Genomic DNA, 15,798 nt, shown 5'->3' on the forward strand with positions numbered 1-15,798 from the left:
GGCCCGGGTCGATCGCGTTATATTTTTGTTTACTTGGGCGAGCGCATGGAGCGGGAATGGAATATTTCCGCCCGCCGTCTGTGTCGCTCGCCGTCCCCGTCGTTTCCTTGACCGAGGTGGTCGCCGCCTTCAGCCACGCGCTCGACGTCACTGAGGGGCAGCCCGAGGGCCATTGCCTGCGCGCGGCGTGGATCGGCCGCGCCCTCGGGGCGGCGGTGGGGCTCGACGCGGCGGCGCTCGGCGACCTCGTCCACTGCATCCTGCTCAAGGACCTCGGGTGCAGCAGCAACGCGGCGCGGATCGCGCAAGTCTACCTCGCCGACGACCTCGGCTTCAAACGCGACTATAAGCGGGTCGGCGATGCGCTGCCCGAGGTGCTCGGCTTCGTCTTCCGCCGCACCGGCGCGGGGGCGGGCGCGCTTCGGCGCGGGAAGGCGATTGCCAACATCCTGCGCAACGGACCGCAAATCGCCCACGAGATGATCGCCACCCGCTGCGAGCGCGGCGCCGACATCGCGCGGCGGCTGCGGATGCCGCGCGTGGTGGTCGAGGGGGTCTACAGCCTCGACGAGCATTGGGACGGGGCGGGCAAGCCGGCACGGCTGGCGGGCGAGGCGATCCCGCTGTTCGCGCGGATCGCGTTGATGGGGCAGGTCGCCGAGGTGTTCGCGCGCGAGGACGGGGTCGCGGCGGCGCGCGCCGAGATCGCGCGGCGGCGGGGAAGCTGGTTCGACCCGGCGCTGGTCGACGCGCTGCTCGCGCTGCCCGAGGGGGGCGAGCCGTGGGCCTCGCTCGGCTCGCCGCTGCTCGAGGCGAAGCTGATGGCGAGCGTCGCGAGCGAGCGGATCGAGACGGTCGACGAGGATTATCTCGACGAGATCGCCGCCGCGTTCGGCGCGGTGATCGACGCCAAGAGCCCCTATACCAGCGGCCATTCGGGGCGGGTCGCCGACTTTGCCGACCATGTCGCCGAAGCGATCGGGATCGCGCCCGAGCGGCGGCGCTGGCTTCGGCGCGGGGCGCTGCTCCACGACATCGGCAAGCTCGGCGTGTCGAACCGCATCCTCGACAAGCCCGGCGCGCTCGACGAGGAGGAATGGCGGGTGATGCGGGACCATGCCGCGCACACCCGGCGGATCCTGGGGCGGCTGAGCCTGTTCGAGGAGCTCGCGCCGATCGCCGCCGCGCACCACGAGCGGATCGACGGGACCGGCTACCCGCTCGGGCTCAAGGGCGGTCAGATCGGGATCGAGACGCGGATCATCACCGCCTGCGATTTCTACGACGCGCTGACGGCCGACCGGCCCTATCGCGGGGCGATGAGCGCCGAGCGCGCGCTGGCGATCATGGCCGAGAGCGAAGGGAGCGGTGTCGATCCCGACTGCCTCGCCGCGTTGCGGTCGCTGCCCCGCTGACCGCGACGGGCCGCGCAACGCCGCCCATCCCCCGTTCGTTAATCGCGCATCTTTCCCCCACACAGGAGACGCGTGATGGCCTATGCCAAGGCAAAAGACGGAACCAGGCTTTACTACAAGGACTGGGGCAAGGGCCGCCCGGTGGTGCTGATGCACGGCTGGCCGCTGACCGGCGACAGCTTCGACGACGTCGCGGTCGCGCTGGCCGACAAGGGTTATCGCGCGATCGTTCCCGACCGGCGCGGGTTCGGGCGGTCGGACCAGCCGTGGGACGGCTATGATTACGACACCTTCGCCGACGACGTCGCGGCGGTGCTCGAGGATGCGGGAATCGCCGAGCCGGTCGCGCTGGTCGGCTTCTCGATGGGCGGCGGCGAGGTCGCGCGCTTCCTGAAGAAGCAGGGCGCGAACCGGGTCTGGGCGGCGGCGCTGGTCAGCTCGGTCGTGCCCTACATGCTCAAGACCGACGACAATCCCAATGGTGTGCCGCAGTCGACCTTCGACGAGATGACCGCAGGGATGAAGAAGGACCGCGCGGGCTTCATGCAGGACTTCGCCAAGGACTTCTTCGGGGTCGGCTGGATGGCGAGCCCGGTGAGCGACGGGGTGCTCGGCGATTTCCAGCGGCAGGCCCTGATGGCCGGGCTTCGCCCCACGCTGGCGGCGGCACAGGCGTTCGCGACGACCGACTTCCGCGGCGACCTCGCCGCCTTCACCGTGCCGACGCTGGTGATCCACGGCACCGCCGACAAGACCGTGCCGATCGACGCCACCGGACGCGCGGTCGCCAAGGCGGTGCCGGGCGCCAAGCTGGTCGAATATGACGGCAGCGCGCACGGCGTGTTCGGCAGCGACAAGGAGCGGCTGATCGACGACCTCACCTCCTTCCTCGACGAGACAGGCGGACAGGGCGCAACGTCGAAGAGCGCGATTCCGCTCACCGCCGAGGCATAAGCCAGTCCCCCTTGCGCGGCGGGGCGGCGCGTGTAGCGTCGCCCCGTCTGCGGTGGGGGGTGTATGTTGCGTGTCCCGAGGACGGGCGAGCGATCCCGTCATTTCCTGTTCGAAGTCGCGATCGTGGTGATCGGCGTTCTGATCGCGCTGGTCGCCAACGAGGTCGTGCAGGCGCGCGACTGGGCGAGCCAGGTGGGCGATGCGCGGCAGACGATGGACGAGCAGCTCTACGACATGCGGATCTACATGCTCGAGCGGATCAAGGTGTCGGCGTGCATTGCGCGGCGGCTCGACCAGCTCGACGCCGAGATCGACAAGGAGCGGGTCGGCCCGGTCAATCTCTATCTGGGCGCGCCCTATCGCCCGTTCCAGTCGTCGTCGTGGGAAGCAGCCTCCGCCTCGGGCGCGATCGCGCATTTCGACCCCGGGTCGCGCAGCGTTTACGCCAACCTGTTCGGGTTCGGGCAGCGTATCCAGAAGCTCAACGAGGACGAGTTCGACAGCTGGAACAGCGTCCGCACGATCCAGAACCACCCGCAAATGGATTCGATCAGCCGCGACCGGCTCGCCGCCGCCATCTCGGCCGCGCGGTCGGAGAACCGGATGCTGACGGTTGCCGCGCGGCAGTGGCTGGACCAGTCGCTGACGATCGACCTGCGGCTGAAGCCCGACGATCGGCGGATCAACGCCGCCCCGGTCAAATGCCTGCGGATCGACCAGGTGCGACCCGATCGGCATATGGTGGGCGACATCTTTTACGCCTGACATATCGGCGCGGTGCATTTGGGTGTAGGAAGGCTCCCCGACCAAGGGAGGCCATGATCGTGAGCGATGCCGCCTTCACCGGAAACGTCCCCGAGATGTATGCGCGCGACCTCGTGCCGCTGCTGTTCGCGCCATGGGCCGAGCTGGTCGCGCGGCGGGTGGCGGCGGCGCGCCCGGCCCGCATCCTCGAGACCGCGGCGGGCACCGGGGTGGTCACCCGCGCGCTGGCCGAGGCCTGTCCCGACGCGCAGATCGTCGCGACCGACCTCAACGAGGCGATGCTCGACGTGGCGGCGCGCGACACCGGGGAGAATCGGCGCATCACCTTCGCGGCGGCCGACGCGACCGCGCTGCCGTTCGACGACGAGAGCTTCGACGCCGCCGCCTGCCAGTTCGGGATCATGTTCTTCCCCGACCGGGTGAAGGGTTATGCCGAGGCGGCGCGGGTGCTGAAACCGGGCGCGCCGCTGGTCGCGACGCTTTGGGGCAGCCTCGACGAGAACCCGGTCAGCGCCTGCGTTCACCGCGCGGTCGGGGCGGTGTTCCCCGGCGACCCGCCGCAATTCCTCGCGCGCACCCCGTTCGGCCACCACGACGCCGACCGGGTGATCGCCGAGTGCGAGGCGGGCGGGTTCGAGCTGGTGTCGGTCGAGCGGATCACCCTGTCCCACGGCGCGCTCGACGCGCGCAGCGCCGCCGACGGGCTGGTGCTCGGCAGCCCGCTGCGCGCCGAGATCGAGGCGCACGGCGCGGGCGCGCTCGACCGCGCGCTGGCCGCGGCGCGCGGCGCGCTCGCCGAGGTCAGCGACGGCGAGGGCCGGATCGCGGCGAGCATGACCGCGCTGGTGGTGACCGCCCAGCGCTAGGCGGTCAGAACACCGCCTTCGCGCCCGGCTCGGCCATCATCTGCTGGCGGACCAGCGGGATCGGCGGGCCGCCGTAGCTCAAAAACTGGTCGTGGAACGCCTTCCACGCCGTCCGCCCGCCGCGGGTCGCGATCCAGTCGTCGCGAAGCTTCCGGATCATCAGCTTGCCCAGCGTGTAGTTGAGGTAGGCCGGGTCGTAAGTGCCGCGCAGCGCCTGCTGCTTGGCGGTGCCCTCGTCCTGGTAGCATTGCGTCTTGAACAGGTCGTGGCTCTGCTGGAGCGTCATCGTTCCCGAATGAAGCCCGATCGCGCTCAGGAAGCGGCAGTCGCGGAGCAACGCGTTCGACAGCTGGCCGATCATGATCTCGTCGGTCCCGCCGCCGACCCCGGCGACGCGCATCATCTCCTCGGTGTAATGCGCCCAGCCTTCGGCGAAAGCGTAGCCGACGAACACGCGACCGAACAGGAACTGGCTGCGGTTCGAATGGAGGAAATTGAGGAAGTGGCCGGGCCATACCTCGTGGACGGAGGTGAACAGCAGGTCGGCCTGTCCGGGGACGAAGGCGTCGCGCTCGGCCTTGGGCCATTTCGGGTCGGGCGGGGCGATGTAATAGGTCGAGGGCAGCCCCTTTTCGTAGGGGCCGGGGATGTTGATGTAGGCGAAGTTCTGCCGGTTGTAGGGCGGTGCCTCGTCGACCTTCGCCTCCTCGGTCCCGGGGATGGTGACGATGTCGTGGGCGATGATGAACTGCTTGAGCCCGGCGAGCTGCGCGCGCGCCCCGGCGACCGCGCCGCCGACCGGCTTGTCGGCGTTCATCTTCGCCATGCACGCCTCGACCGACCGGCCCGGCGCGTAGCGCGAACAGGCGGTCCTGAGCAGCGCCTGGTTCGAGGCGAGGTCGGCCTCGCCGATTCGCTGGAGCTCGGGCAGCGGCGTGGTCACCATCTCGGTATCGGCGAGCATCCGCTGGAAGGTCGGGGCGCCGAGCGCGAAGTTGGTCCCGGCGGTGGCGCGCTGGCCCTCGATCCAAGCGACGGTCTGCTTCGCCGCGGCGAGCGCGCCGGCGGTGGCGGCCTTGAGCGCGGCCTGGTCGGCGGCGGTGCCGACCCCCTTCCACGCGGCGAGCCCGTCTCCCGGATAATAGTCGACGTAGCCACTGAACGCGTTCTTGGCATAGTCGACATAGGCGAGCGGGAGCGGCGTCGTCAGGTTGGCGCGCATCTGCGCCAGCGTCGCGGGCACCCGCTGGAGCATGCCGATATAGCCCTTCAGCCGAACCTCGGGCGCGGCATAGGGGACGGTGACGTAGACCGACGGGTCGACCAGCCCGGTGTAGAAGGCGGGATTGCGGTGCGGCTGGTCGCCCTCGGTCGGGTCGATCCAGAACAGCTGGCCCTTCGCCTTGGCGATGAGGTAGTCGCGCTCGAACCGCTCGCTCGGGGTCAGCTGGAAATCCTCGAAGCCCTGCGCGGCGGCGATCGCGCCCTTGAGCCACGCGATCTGCGCGGCGATCGACGCGGGCGAGACGTCGTCGACCTGCCCGTCATATTCGTGGCGGCCCTGCGCCACCGCGAAGGTCGGGCTGAACTTGAATGCCTGCTCGATATAGGCGGCGGTGAACGCCTTGAACTCGTCGTGACGCGGCGGCGGGGGCGGCGGGACGGTCGGCGGCGGCATCGCCTCGGCCATCGGCGGGGGCGGCGCGGGGGGCGGGACGGTGGCGCAGCCCGCGACGAGCGCGAGCAGGCTGGCGGCGGCGACGAATTTGGGCAGGACACGCATGGCCGAACTCCCTGACATTCCGGAGGCGTGACGATGGCCGCAGCGCGGGCGATGCGCAAGCGGTTGCGGATCGCAACCGGTGCCCCTACGCGAGGCGGCGATGGCGATCCTTCCCGAACCGCTGCGCATCCCCGCCTTCCGCCATTATTTCGTCGCCCGGCTGGCGGGCACGATCGGGCAGCTGGCGATGGTCATCGTCATCGGCTGGCAGGTCTATGACATCGCGCGGGCGAGCATGGGGATCGAGGCGGCGGCGCTCCGGCTCGGGCTGGTCGGGCTGGTCCAGTTCCTGCCGCTGTTCCTGCTCAGCCTCGTCGCCGGGTGGACCGCCGACCGGGTCGACCGGCGGTGGATCGCGCGCGCGGCGATCGCGCTCGACCTCGCCTGCGCGGCGGCGCTCGCGGTCCATGCCGGCGCGGGGGGCAAGAGCCTCGAGTTCCTCTACGTCATCGCCGCGCTGCTCGGCGTCGCGCGCGCCTTCGCCGGGCCGGCGCTGTCGGCGCTCGCCCCCAACCTCGTCCCGCGCGAGATATTGCCGCGCGCGATCGCGCTGTCGTCGATCGCGTGGCAGGTGGGCACGATCGTCGGGCCCGCGCTCGGCGGCTATGCCTATGCGGTTGGCGCCGCCCTGCCCTACTGGATCTCGACCGGGCTGTTCGGCCTGAGCCTCGCGATGCTGTTCGCGCTGCCGCGGATCGCCATGCCCGACGAGGGCGAGCGGTCGCACCCGTGGACGATGATGGTCGAGGGGCTGAAATATGTCCGCGCCAACCGGCTGGTGCTCGGTGCGATCAGCCTCGACCTGTTCGCGGTGCTGCTCGGTGGGGCGACGGCGATGCTGCCGGTCTATGCGCGCGACATCCTCCATGCCGGGCCCGAGGGGCTGGGCCACCTGCGCGCCGCGCCCGCGGCGGGGGCGACGCTGACCGCAATGTGGTTCGCGTTCCGGCCATTAAAGACCAATGTCGGGGTCAAGATGCTGGTCGCGGTCGCGGTATTCGGGGTGGCGACGGTGGTGTTCGGCCTGTCGCGCTCGATGCCGCTAAGCCTCGCCATGCTCGCGCTGCTCGGCGCGGCCGACATGCTGAGCGTCTACGTCCGCCAGTCGCTGATCCAGCTCTACACCCCCGACGCGATGCGCGGACGGGTGTCGGCGGTGTCGATGGTGTTCATTTCGGCCTCGAACGAGCTGGGCGAGGCCGAGAGCGGCTTCCTCGCCGCGGCGGTCGGCCCGGTGGTGGCGGTGGTCGGCGGCGGGATCGGGGCGGTGCTGGTGGTGCTGCTGTGGGCTCGGATTTTCCCCGAGCTGCGCCGCGCGCGGAGCTTCGAGCTGCCCGTAAACGCGAATTCAACGAGCGGTTAACGGGGGTTCTGCGACCGGTCGGAATCGGCGCGGAAGCGCTTCCATAAATCGCCGTTTTCTCCTGCTGGCACCGTCTTCGACGCGCGCGTGGTTAACATCGCGGTGAGCGTCGGGCGGAAGGCTTTCTTAATCCCGTTCATATAATCCGAAGTCGACCAGAAAATTGAGTGGACCAGGATGCGTAGAGGACGTTTCGCCGATTCCGTGACCCGCAGCGCGCCCTCGGACGAGAAGGGCGGGCTCGCGGAGGGCCTGTTCTTCGACATTCGCTCGCCCGACACCGAGGAGCATGAGGCGATCGCCGCGCAGCGCGTCGCGCAGCTCAACCATGTCCCGCTGCTGCTCGGCATCGCCCACCTGCTGTGCCTTGCCGCGGTGGTGGTGCTCAGCCGAGGCGAGTTCGGGTCGATCCACGCGATGTACGTGTTCGGCACGGTCGCGCTCGCGCTCGGCTGCGACGCGGCGGGCTTCGCGCTGCTCAGCCTCGCCCGGCGGCACCAGCTCAACCCGCGCACGGTGACTCTGGCGATCGGGTTGTTGGTCGGCCTGTCGGGGCTGATGATGAGCTTCTTCGCGCACCTGTCGTCGTGGATCCCGGCGATGAACGGCGGGCCGATGTTGCCGCTGCTGATCGGCACCAGCATCACCGCCGCGGCGATCGTGTCGATCGAATCGCCGCCGCTGGCGGTGGTCAGCGCGGTGGTCGGGACGATCGGCACCGCATTGTTCAGCGACAATCCGCTGTTCGCCGGATCGATCGCGGCGCTGTCGCTGCTGGTGGTCGGCTATTCGGTGGTCGGGGCGCGCACGATGATCGCCAATGCGCGCCAGCGGCTCGCGCTCGCCCACGAGGCGCGAAAAGCGCTCCATTTCGTGACCGAGTTCGAGAATTCGGGGCGCGGCTGGTTCTGGGAGACCAACAGCCGGGGGACGCTGAGCTACGTCTCGCAGCAGCTGGCCGACGATTTCCACACCCATCCCGACGCGCTGTTGGGGCGCCAGTTCACCGACCTGCTGTCGGTCGACCAGAACGGCGACGTGATGCGCGAGGAACGGACGCTCGGCTTCCACCTGTCGGCGCGATTCCCGTTCAGCGACGTGGTGGTGCGCGCGGCGACCAACGACGACGTCCACTGGTCGCTGTCGGGCAACCCGATCTTCGACCAGCGCGGGCGCTTCCTCGGCTTTCGCGGGATTGGCACCGACCTCACCGAACAGCGCCGCAACGAGCAGGAGATCAGCCGCCTCGCCCGGTTCGATTCGCTGACCGGGCTGCCCAACCGGGCGATGATGCGCCAGACGCTCGAGGAAGCGCTCCGCAACGCCGGCTTCCGCCGCAAGGGCTGCACCCTGTTCCTGATCGATCTCGACCGGTTCAAGAACGTCAACGACACGCTCGGCCACCCGATCGGCGACGCGCTGTTGCGCCAGGTCGCCGAGCGGCTGAAGCTGGCGATCGGCGATCACGGCCAGGTCGGGCGTCTGGGGGGCGACGAGTTCAAGGCGGTGCTCCCGGGCACGGTCGAGACCGGGCTGCTCGAATCGCTGGCGCGCACGCTGATCGACCAGGTCAGCCGCCCCTACCAGATCGAGGGTCACCGCGTGCAGATCGGCGCGTCGGTCGGGATCGCGATCGGCGACCCCGAGCGCAGCTGCGCCGACAGCCTGATCCGCAACGCCGACCTCGCGCTCTACGCGGCCAAGGCGGCGGGGCGCGGCAAGCACAAGTTCTACGAAGCCTCGATGCACTCCGAGGCGTCGGACCGGCAGGTGCTCGAGAACGATTTGCGCCAGGCGATCGACCGCGGCGAGCTGTGGGTCGCCTACCAGCCGATCGTCCGTTCGGCGAGCGAGGAAGTCGCCGGGTTCGAGGCGCTGGTCCGCTGGAACCACCCGACCCGCGGGCCGGTCAGCCCCGAGCGGTTCATCCCGCTGGCCGAGGAGTCGGGGCTGATCCCGCGGATTGGCGAGTTCGTGCTTCGCACCGCGCTGAGCGACGCGGCGAAATGGCCCGACGCGGTGCGGATCGCGGTCAACCTGTCGCCGATCCAGTTCAACGATCCGGGCATCGTCGACCTCGTGTCGAGCGCGCTCGACGCCTCGAAGGTCCGCGCCGAGCGGCTCGAACTCGAGATCACCGAGGGCGTGTTCCTGACCGACAGCGACGCCACCGACGACACCTTCGCGCGCCTGAAGGCGCTCGGAGTGCGGCTCGCGCTCGACGATTTCGGGACCGGCTATTCCTCGCTCGGCTACCTGCGCAAGGCGCCGTTCGACAAGATCAAGATCGACCAGAGCTTCGTTCGCGGGGCGGCGAGCTCGACCAACCGCAACTCGGCGATCATCCGCGCGATCGTGACGCTGGCCGAGACGCTGGGCATGGACACCACCGCCGAGGGGGTCGAGACCCACGACGACCTCGCGCTGATCCGCGAGCTGGGGGTCAGCCAGGTCCAGGGCTACATCTTCGGCAAGCCGATGCGCGCGGTCGATGCGTCCGAGGTCGCGACCAAGGCGCATGCCGAGGCCGACGGCTTCTCTTGCATCCGCGAGCCGCGCCAACGGCTGATGCGCCGGGCGATGGCGGCGATCGACGGCAAGCCGACCGAGATCCGCCTGCGCAACATCTCGGCGATGGGCGCGCTGGTCGAAAGCGACCGCCCGGTCAGCCCGGGCGGGATGCTGACGATCGATATCGTCGGGGTCGGCCCGGTGGTCGGCACGGTGCGCTGGGCGCAAGCGGGACGCTTCGGGGTCCAGTTCACCGAGGCGTTCGACCTGACGCGGCTTGCGCCCAAGGTCGAGAAGAGGGCGCCCTCGGCGATGCTGACCCCGTGGTACGTCAACCAGCAGCGCGACCTGGCGGCGGGCTGACCCGCCGCCTCACGCCCTGAGCGACTTCGCCAGCGCCGTCAGGCGACCTCAAACGCCTCGACCGGGAGCGCCATGACGGTTTCGGCCCCCGCCTCGACCCGGCGGCGATGCGCGCCCGCCAGCGGCAGTTCGCGCGTGGCGAAGAAGCGCGCGGTGGCGAGCTTGGTCGCGTGGAACGAATCGCCCTCGGCGAGCGGGGCCGAAGCGGTCGCCATCCGCGTCCACATCCAGCCGAGCGCGACCAGCCCCATCAGCTGCATGTAGGCGTAGGCGCCGGCCCCGGCATTGTCGGGATCGGCCATGCCGTTCTGCGCCAGCCACATCGTCGCGCCCTGGAGGTGCTGGAGCGCCTTTTCGAGCGGCTCGGCGATCCCCGCCGGATCGCCCGCCGCGCGCGCCTTGGCGATGTCGTCGGCCACCGCCTTGAACAGCGCCTGCACCCCGCGCCCGCCGTTCTGGCCGAGCTTGCGCCCGACGAGGTCCATCGCCTGGATGCCGTTGGTGCCTTCGTAGATCTGGGCGATGCGGGCGTCGCGGACGAACTGTTCCATCCCCCATTCGGCGATATAGCCGTGGCCGCCATAGACCTGCTGCATGTTGACCGCGGTCTCGAACCCGCGGTCGGTGAGGTAGCCCTTGATCACCGGGGTGAGCAGGCTGACGAGGTCGTCGGCCGCCTGGCGCGCCTCCTCGTCGGGGGCCTTGCGGGTGAGGTCGACCTGGAGCGCGCCCCACAGGATCAGCGCGCGCGCGCCCTCGTTGAACGCCTTGGCCTCCATCAGCATCCGCCGCACGTCGGGGTGGACGAACAGCGGGTCGGCCTTGGCGCTGGTGTCGCGCGCCTCGGGATGGAGTGCGCGGCCCTGCCGCCGGTCCTTCGCGTAGGTGACCGCGTTCTGGTAGGCGACCTCGCCCTGCGCGAGGCCCTGCAGGCCGACGCCGAGCCGCGCCGCGTTCATCATGATGAACATCGCCGCCAGCCCCTTTTCGGGCTCGCCGACCAGCCAGCCGGTCGCGCCGTCATAGTTCATCACGCAGGTCGCGTTGCCGTGGATGCCCATCTTGTGTTCGAGCGAGCCGCAGCTGACCGCGTTGCGCGCGCCGAGCGAGCCGTCCTCCTCGACGATGAACTTGGGCACCACGAACAGCGAGATGCCCTTCACCGTGTCGGGCGCGCCCTCGATCTTGGCGAGGACGAGGTGGATGATGTTCTCGGCCAGGTCATGGTCGCCCGACGAGATGAAGATCTTGGTCCCGGTGATGGCGTAGCTGCCGTCGTCGTTCGGCACCGCCTTGGTTTTCAAGAGGCCGAGGTCGGTACCGCAGTGCGGCTCGGTCAGGTTCATCGTCCCGGTCCATTTTCCCGCGACCATGTTGGGAACGTATTTCGCCTTCTGCTCGTCGCTGCCCTTGACCAGCAGCGAACTGATCGCCCCCTGGGTCAGGCCGTTGTACATTTCGAAGCTATGGTTGGCGCTGCCGAGATATTCGGCGACCGCGGTGGCGAGCGCCGACGGGAGCCCCTGCCCGCCATATTCGGTCGGGGCGTGGAGCGTGGTCCAGCCGCCAGCGGTGAACTGTTCCCACGCTTCCTTGAAGCCCGGCGGGGTGGTGACCGAGCCGTCGTCGGCGCGCTTGCAGCCGTGGCGGTCGCCGACCTGGTTCAGCGGCTGGAGCACTTCGGAGCAGAAGCGCCCCGCCTCGGTCAGGATCGCCTCGACCATGTCGGGGGTCGCGTCGGCGAAGCCGGGGAGGTTCGAATAATTCTGGAGCCCGACGACATGGTCGAGGACATATTGGGTATCGCGCACCGGGGCGGTGTAGGTCGGCATCTTATTCCTCTCCCTTGTCGCCCGCGATGAGGGCGATGAATTCGTTGAGTTCGGCGATGGTCGCGTCGATGTCGACGCGCTGGCGTTCGAGCCGCTCGACCTGCGAGCGGCAGCGCTCGATCGTCTTGAGGCGCTGGGTCTCGCGCCCGTCGCCGAGGTCGTAGAGGTCGAGCAGTTCCTTGATGTCGGTGAGGCTCAGCCCGACCCGTTTGCCGCGCAGGATCCACGCCAGCCGGGCGCGGTCGCGGTCGGTATAGAGTCGCTGGGTCCCCCGCCGTTCGGGATGGATCAGCGATTCGTCCTCGTAGAAGCGCAGCGCGCGGGCAGTGACCGAGAATTCGTCGCCCATCTCGCCGATTGAATAATGAGTCTTGTGCTGAAGCATGGGTCGGCCATGCCTTACGTTCACGTAAAGGTCAATTGCCCTGGTTCAGCGAGGCCGCGCCTTCAGCATCGCGATCGTCGCCTTCGGGTTGATCGTGTGGCGGCGGCCGTCGTCGCTCGGGCTCGCGCCGGCGCGGATCAGCGCGATCGCCTCGACCGGGGTCAGCGACGGGTCGAGCGCGAACAGCTTGGCGGCGAGGTTGGCGACGTTGGGCGCGGCCATCGACGTTCCCGACAGGGCGACGGTCTTGCCGCCGGGCAGGTACGACGGAACCTGGTAGCCGTTCGCGCTGACGACGACGTTGCGGCCGTTGCTGGTGAAGCTGGTCTCGTCCCCCGCCTGGTCGACCGCGTTGGCGATGATCAGGTTGGGCGCGACGATCGACGAGGGATAACCTTCCTCGAATGCGTTGTCCGAATTGCTGTTGCCCGCGGCGGATACGAACAGCGTGTCGGGATTGGCGGCGAGCACCGCCTCGAACGCGTTGCGCGCGCGCGTGAACATGCGCCGGGCGATCGCCTTCCGCTCGGCCGCATCCTTGCCGATATTGTGCGATTCGAGACCCGATTCGTAGCCGGCGGGCGTGCTGATCCAGCTCATGTTGACGACGCGGACATGGTTCGCCTTCAGCCAGCGCGCGATGGTCGCATATTTGGCAACGCGGCGCGCGACTTCGGCATCGGTCGGCGCGGGCTCGTTGATGCCGTAGTAAAAGGTCTCGCGAATGACGCCGAGCCGCACCGCCGGATTGCCCCGCGCGAGGATGCCGGCGACGTGGGTGCCGTGGACGTAGTCGCCGAAGAAGCCGAGGTCGTCCATCGTCCGGCTCGCGTCGGCGGGCTTGAGCGCGGCGAGGCGGGCGCGGGTCGCCTCGGCCGCCGGGCTGTCGATCGCCGCTTCCATGTCGGCCATCCCGGCGATGTCGCCGACCGCGTCGGGATAGGCCGCGCGGTGGCGCGCATCGAGCGGGCGAAGCGCGCCGGCGCCGGGCGACTGGTCCCAGTTGAAGGCGAGGCCGTAGGGATTGGGCCCGGTCGGCCCGATCGGGCGATACATCTGTCCCCGGTAAAGCGCGGGGTCGACGCCGGTGTCCCACACCGCCGCGACCACGGGGGTCAGGCTATCGGCGGACGAGAGGGTGACGTCGCGCGCCGCCCAGATGTCGGGCTTGGTCACGGTGTTCGCGGCGATGAGGTCGCGAAGCACGCCGATCGCCGCCGGGCGGACCGGCCAGTAGATTTTGCGGTACAGCCTTGCGCGGATCAGGAAGGTCGCGGCGTCGAACCCGATCGCGTGGCGTGCCTTGACCTCGGGCTCATAGTCGTTCTCGACGATGCCGAGGATGACGTTGGGCGCGTTGACCTCGAAATTGCGCTTCGATTCCCGAAGCGCGGTGCCGACCACGCCGAACGGCAGCGGCGCGAGCGACGCGCGATAGGCGGCGGCATAGGCGCGGTCGAACGCCGGGCCGGAAAATTGGCCGGTGGCGAGGTGCGCCCGGGCCAGCGCCTCTTCGCGCAGCCCAGAGACGAGCTTGCGATCGGGCTTCTGTTCGAGCGCGCGGACCGCCGCCGCGGTGTCGAGCGCGGCGCGGTCCTGCCCGGTCAGCAGTTGGCTATTGAGCCGGACCGACAGCAGCTGGCGCCGGGTTTCGGGGTCGTCGATCTGGTAGTCGGCGAGCATCGCGTCGGCGTCGGCGGCGACCTTGGCGGCAAAGGCGTTGAAGGTGGCGTCGTCGCCGGTAAGCAGGGCGCTGGCGGTGGTCGGGACCGGGTAGCTGTGGCGCGGCAGGTCGTTCTGGCTGCGGACCACAGGGCGGGCGGCAACCGGCGGCGACGGCGGCGGCGAGGCCTGCGCCAGCAGCGGGCTTGCACCCGCAAGCCACAGCCCGACCCACGCCAGATGGTTACGCCTACGCATCGACTCACCCCCGTTACTGCCCCAGTTGGCAGCCAAGGTGCCAAGACCGCGCCCGACTGGCAATCGGCCGGCAGATTTGCCGGGCCGATCGACCCTTGCGGGGACGCCGAACGAGACATTTCGATAACTCGCGCCTATATGCGCGGCCAGACAGGGCCGAACATGGAGTCGCCTCCCCCATGCTGACCACCAATCCATTCGATGACGACAAGCTGCACGAAGAGTGCGGGATCTTCGGGATCTGGGGTGCCGACCACGGCTCGGCGCACGTCGCGCTCGGGCTTCACGCGCTCCAGCACCGCGGGCAGGAAGCCTCGGGGATCGTCAGCTACGACGGGCAGCAGTTCCACGCGCACCGCGCGATGGGCCATGTCGCGGGCAATTTCGACAAGGACGAGGTGATCCGCCGCCTCGCCGGGCGGGTGGCGATCGGGCACAACCGCTATTCGACCACCGGCGAGACCGCGATGCGCAACGTCCAGCCGCTGTTCGCCGAGCTGGCGAGCGGCGGCTTCGCGGTGGCGCACAACGGCAATCTGTCGAACGCGATGCAGCTTCGCGCCGAGCTCAACCGGCGCGGCTCGATCTTCCAGTCGACCTCGGACACCGAGGTCATCATCCACCTCGTCGCGACCTCGCATTGCGACAGCCTGCTCGACCGGCTGACCGATGCGCTCAAGCGCGTCGAGGGGGCCTATTCGCTGCTCGTGCTGACCCCCGAGGGGCTGGTCGCCTGCCGCGACCCGCTCGGCATTCGCCCGCTGGTGATGGGCAAGCTCGGCGAAGCGACGATCTTCGCCTCGGAAACGGTCGCGCTCGACGTGATCGGCGCCAAATATCTGCGCGATCTCGAGCCGGGCGAGCTGGTGATGGTCAGCGACGCCGGGGTGCGCAGCTTCCGCCCGTTCGAGCCGCGCGCGCCGCGCCCGTGCATCTTCGAACATGTCTATTTCAGCCGCCCCGACAGCATCGTCGACGGCACCTCGGTCTACGAGGTGCGCAAGAACATCGGCGCCGAGCTGGCGCGCGAATCGCCGGTCGAGGCCGATTATGTCGTCCCCGTCCCCGACAGCGGCGTTCCCGCGGCGATCGGCTACAGCCAGGCGAGCGCGATCCCTTTCGAGCTCGGCATCATCCGCAGCCACTATGTCGGCCGCACTTTCATCCAGCCCAACCAGGACGTGCGCCGCGCCGGGGTGAAGATGAAGCACAACGCCAATTCGAAGCTGATCGAGGGCAAGCGGATCGTGCTGATCGACGATTCGATCGTGCGCGGCACGACCAGCGTGAAGATCGTCCAGATGATGCGCGATGCCGGCGCGAAGGAGGTCCACATGCGGATCGCCTCACCTCCTACCCGCCACAGCTGTTTCTACGGGGTCGACACGCCGGTCCGCTCGAAGCTGCTCGCGGCGCAGATGGGGACCGAAGAGATGGCGAAGTACATCAACGCCGACAGCCTCGCCTTCATCTCGCTCGACGGGCTGTATCGCGCGCTCGGCGACACGCGCGACGCCGCCAACCCGCAGCGCTGCGACGCCTGCTTCAGCGGGGCCTACCCGACCCGGCTGACCGATTATGACGAGGAGGGCCATGCCCGCCCGCTGCGGGTAGTGGCCAGCCGCTGATCGCTGCGCTAGG

The 15,798-nt window shown here is 69.3% G+C and carries 11 protein-coding genes; 7 read left to right on the forward strand and 4 right to left on the reverse strand.

The window, feature by feature from the left end; all coding sequences use genetic code 11:
• Window positions 1-56: 56 nt before the first annotated feature.
• The 4 genes from ABDK56_RS12735 to ABDK56_RS12750 all read left to right on the forward strand — a co-directional run bounded on the left by ABDK56_RS12735 (window position 57) and on the right by ABDK56_RS12750 (window position 4,000).
• Window positions 57-1,415, forward strand: coding sequence for an HD-GYP domain-containing protein (locus ABDK56_RS12735; protein ID WP_349808660.1), 1,359 nt, complete (start codon window positions 57-59; stop codon window positions 1,413-1,415).
• Between the two features lie 75 nt (window positions 1,416-1,490).
• Window positions 1,491-2,369, forward strand: a complete 879-nt coding sequence (locus ABDK56_RS12740; RefSeq protein ID WP_349808661.1) for an alpha/beta fold hydrolase — start codon at window positions 1,491-1,493, stop codon at window positions 2,367-2,369.
• A gap of 63 nt (window positions 2,370-2,432) precedes the next feature.
• The gene (locus ABDK56_RS12745) at window positions 2,433-3,134 is read left to right on the forward strand and encodes a hypothetical protein (protein WP_349808662.1); all 702 of its coding nucleotides are present in this window, start codon (window positions 2,433-2,435) and stop codon (window positions 3,132-3,134) included.
• A gap of 59 nt (window positions 3,135-3,193) precedes the next feature.
• Window positions 3,194-4,000 carry a methyltransferase domain-containing protein gene (locus tag ABDK56_RS12750; protein ID WP_349808663.1) on the forward strand — a complete coding sequence of 269 codons (807 nt, stop codon included), beginning with the start codon at window positions 3,194-3,196 and terminating at the stop codon, window positions 3,998-4,000.
• Window positions 4,001-4,004: 4 nt separating this feature from the next.
• Here the strand turns inward: ABDK56_RS12750 and ABDK56_RS12755 are convergent, their stop codons facing one another.
• Entirely contained in the window at window positions 4,005-5,783 is a 1,779-nt protein-coding gene (locus tag ABDK56_RS12755) for a DUF885 domain-containing protein (protein WP_349808664.1), read from the reverse strand.
• 100 nt (window positions 5,784-5,883) lie between these two features.
• On the opposite strand from ABDK56_RS12755, the gene ABDK56_RS12760 reads away from it, so the two are divergent.
• Together ABDK56_RS12760 and ABDK56_RS12765 are read left to right on the forward strand one after the other, a co-directional pair.
• On the forward strand, window positions 5,884-7,146 hold the full coding sequence (locus ABDK56_RS12760) for an MFS transporter (RefSeq protein WP_349808719.1): 1,263 nt from the start codon (window positions 5,884-5,886) through the stop codon (window positions 7,144-7,146).
• Window positions 7,147-7,350: 204 nt separating this feature from the next.
• Window positions 7,351-10,020: a putative bifunctional diguanylate cyclase/phosphodiesterase gene (locus ABDK56_RS12765; RefSeq protein ID WP_349808665.1), complete on the forward strand. Its 2,670-nt coding sequence runs from the start codon at window positions 7,351-7,353 to the stop codon at window positions 10,018-10,020.
• 38 nt (window positions 10,021-10,058) lie between these two features.
• On the opposite strand, the gene ABDK56_RS12770 is transcribed toward ABDK56_RS12765, so the two are convergent.
• From ABDK56_RS12770 to ABDK56_RS12780, 3 genes are read right to left on the reverse strand one after another with little or no spacing between them, the layout of a single operon-like run.
• On the reverse strand, window positions 10,059-11,852 hold the full coding sequence (locus ABDK56_RS12770) for an acyl-CoA dehydrogenase C-terminal domain-containing protein (RefSeq protein WP_349808666.1): 1,794 nt from the start codon (window positions 11,850-11,852) through the stop codon (window positions 10,059-10,061).
• A 1-nt stretch (window position 11,853) separates the two neighbouring features.
• Window positions 11,854-12,237, reverse strand: coding sequence for a MerR family transcriptional regulator (locus tag ABDK56_RS12775; protein WP_349808667.1), 384 nt, complete (start codon window positions 12,235-12,237; stop codon window positions 11,854-11,856).
• Between the two features lie 45 nt (window positions 12,238-12,282).
• Window positions 12,283-14,157, reverse strand: a complete 1,875-nt coding sequence (locus ABDK56_RS12780; RefSeq protein ID WP_349808668.1) for a S8 family serine peptidase — start codon at window positions 14,155-14,157, stop codon at window positions 12,283-12,285.
• Window positions 14,158-14,336: 179 nt separating this feature from the next.
• Here ABDK56_RS12780 and purF point away from each other — a divergent pair, with 179 nt between their 5' ends.
• Window positions 14,337-15,785 (forward strand): amidophosphoribosyltransferase, encoded by a 1,449-nt coding sequence (gene purF, locus ABDK56_RS12785; protein WP_349808669.1) that lies wholly within the window; start codon window positions 14,337-14,339, stop codon window positions 15,783-15,785.
• Window positions 15,786-15,798 lie beyond the last annotated feature (13 nt).

It is taken from the genome of Sphingomonas sp. ASV193, assembly GCF_040203355.1.
Taxonomy (GTDB): domain Bacteria; phylum Pseudomonadota; class Alphaproteobacteria; order Sphingomonadales; family Sphingomonadaceae; genus Sphingomicrobium.

Excerpts from the sequence above, each read along its gene's own strand:
- ABDK56_RS12775 (WP_349808667.1), bottom strand. The coding sequence starts at position 12,237 with ATGCTTCAGCACAAGACTCATTATTCAATCGGCGAGATGGGCGACGAA.
- ABDK56_RS12745 (WP_349808662.1), top strand. The coding sequence starts at position 2,433 with ATGTTGCGTGTCCCGAGGACGGGCGAGCGATCCCGTCATTTCCTGTTC.
- ABDK56_RS12780 (WP_349808668.1), bottom strand. The coding sequence starts at position 14,157 with ATGCGTAGGCGTAACCATCTGGCGTGGGTCGGGCTGTGGCTTGCGGGT.
- ABDK56_RS12760 (WP_349808719.1), top strand. The coding sequence starts at position 5,884 with ATGGCGATCCTTCCCGAACCGCTGCGCATCCCCGCCTTCCGCCATTAT.
- ABDK56_RS12755 (WP_349808664.1), bottom strand. The coding sequence starts at position 5,783 with ATGCGTGTCCTGCCCAAATTCGTCGCCGCCGCCAGCCTGCTCGCGCTC.
- ABDK56_RS12735 (WP_349808660.1), top strand. The coding sequence starts at position 57 with ATGGAATATTTCCGCCCGCCGTCTGTGTCGCTCGCCGTCCCCGTCGTT.
- ABDK56_RS12740 (WP_349808661.1), top strand. The coding sequence starts at position 1,491 with ATGGCCTATGCCAAGGCAAAAGACGGAACCAGGCTTTACTACAAGGAC.
- purF (WP_349808669.1), top strand. The coding sequence starts at position 14,337 with ATGCTGACCACCAATCCATTCGATGACGACAAGCTGCACGAAGAGTGC.
- ABDK56_RS12770 (WP_349808666.1), bottom strand. The coding sequence starts at position 11,852 with ATGCCGACCTACACCGCCCCGGTGCGCGATACCCAATATGTCCTCGAC.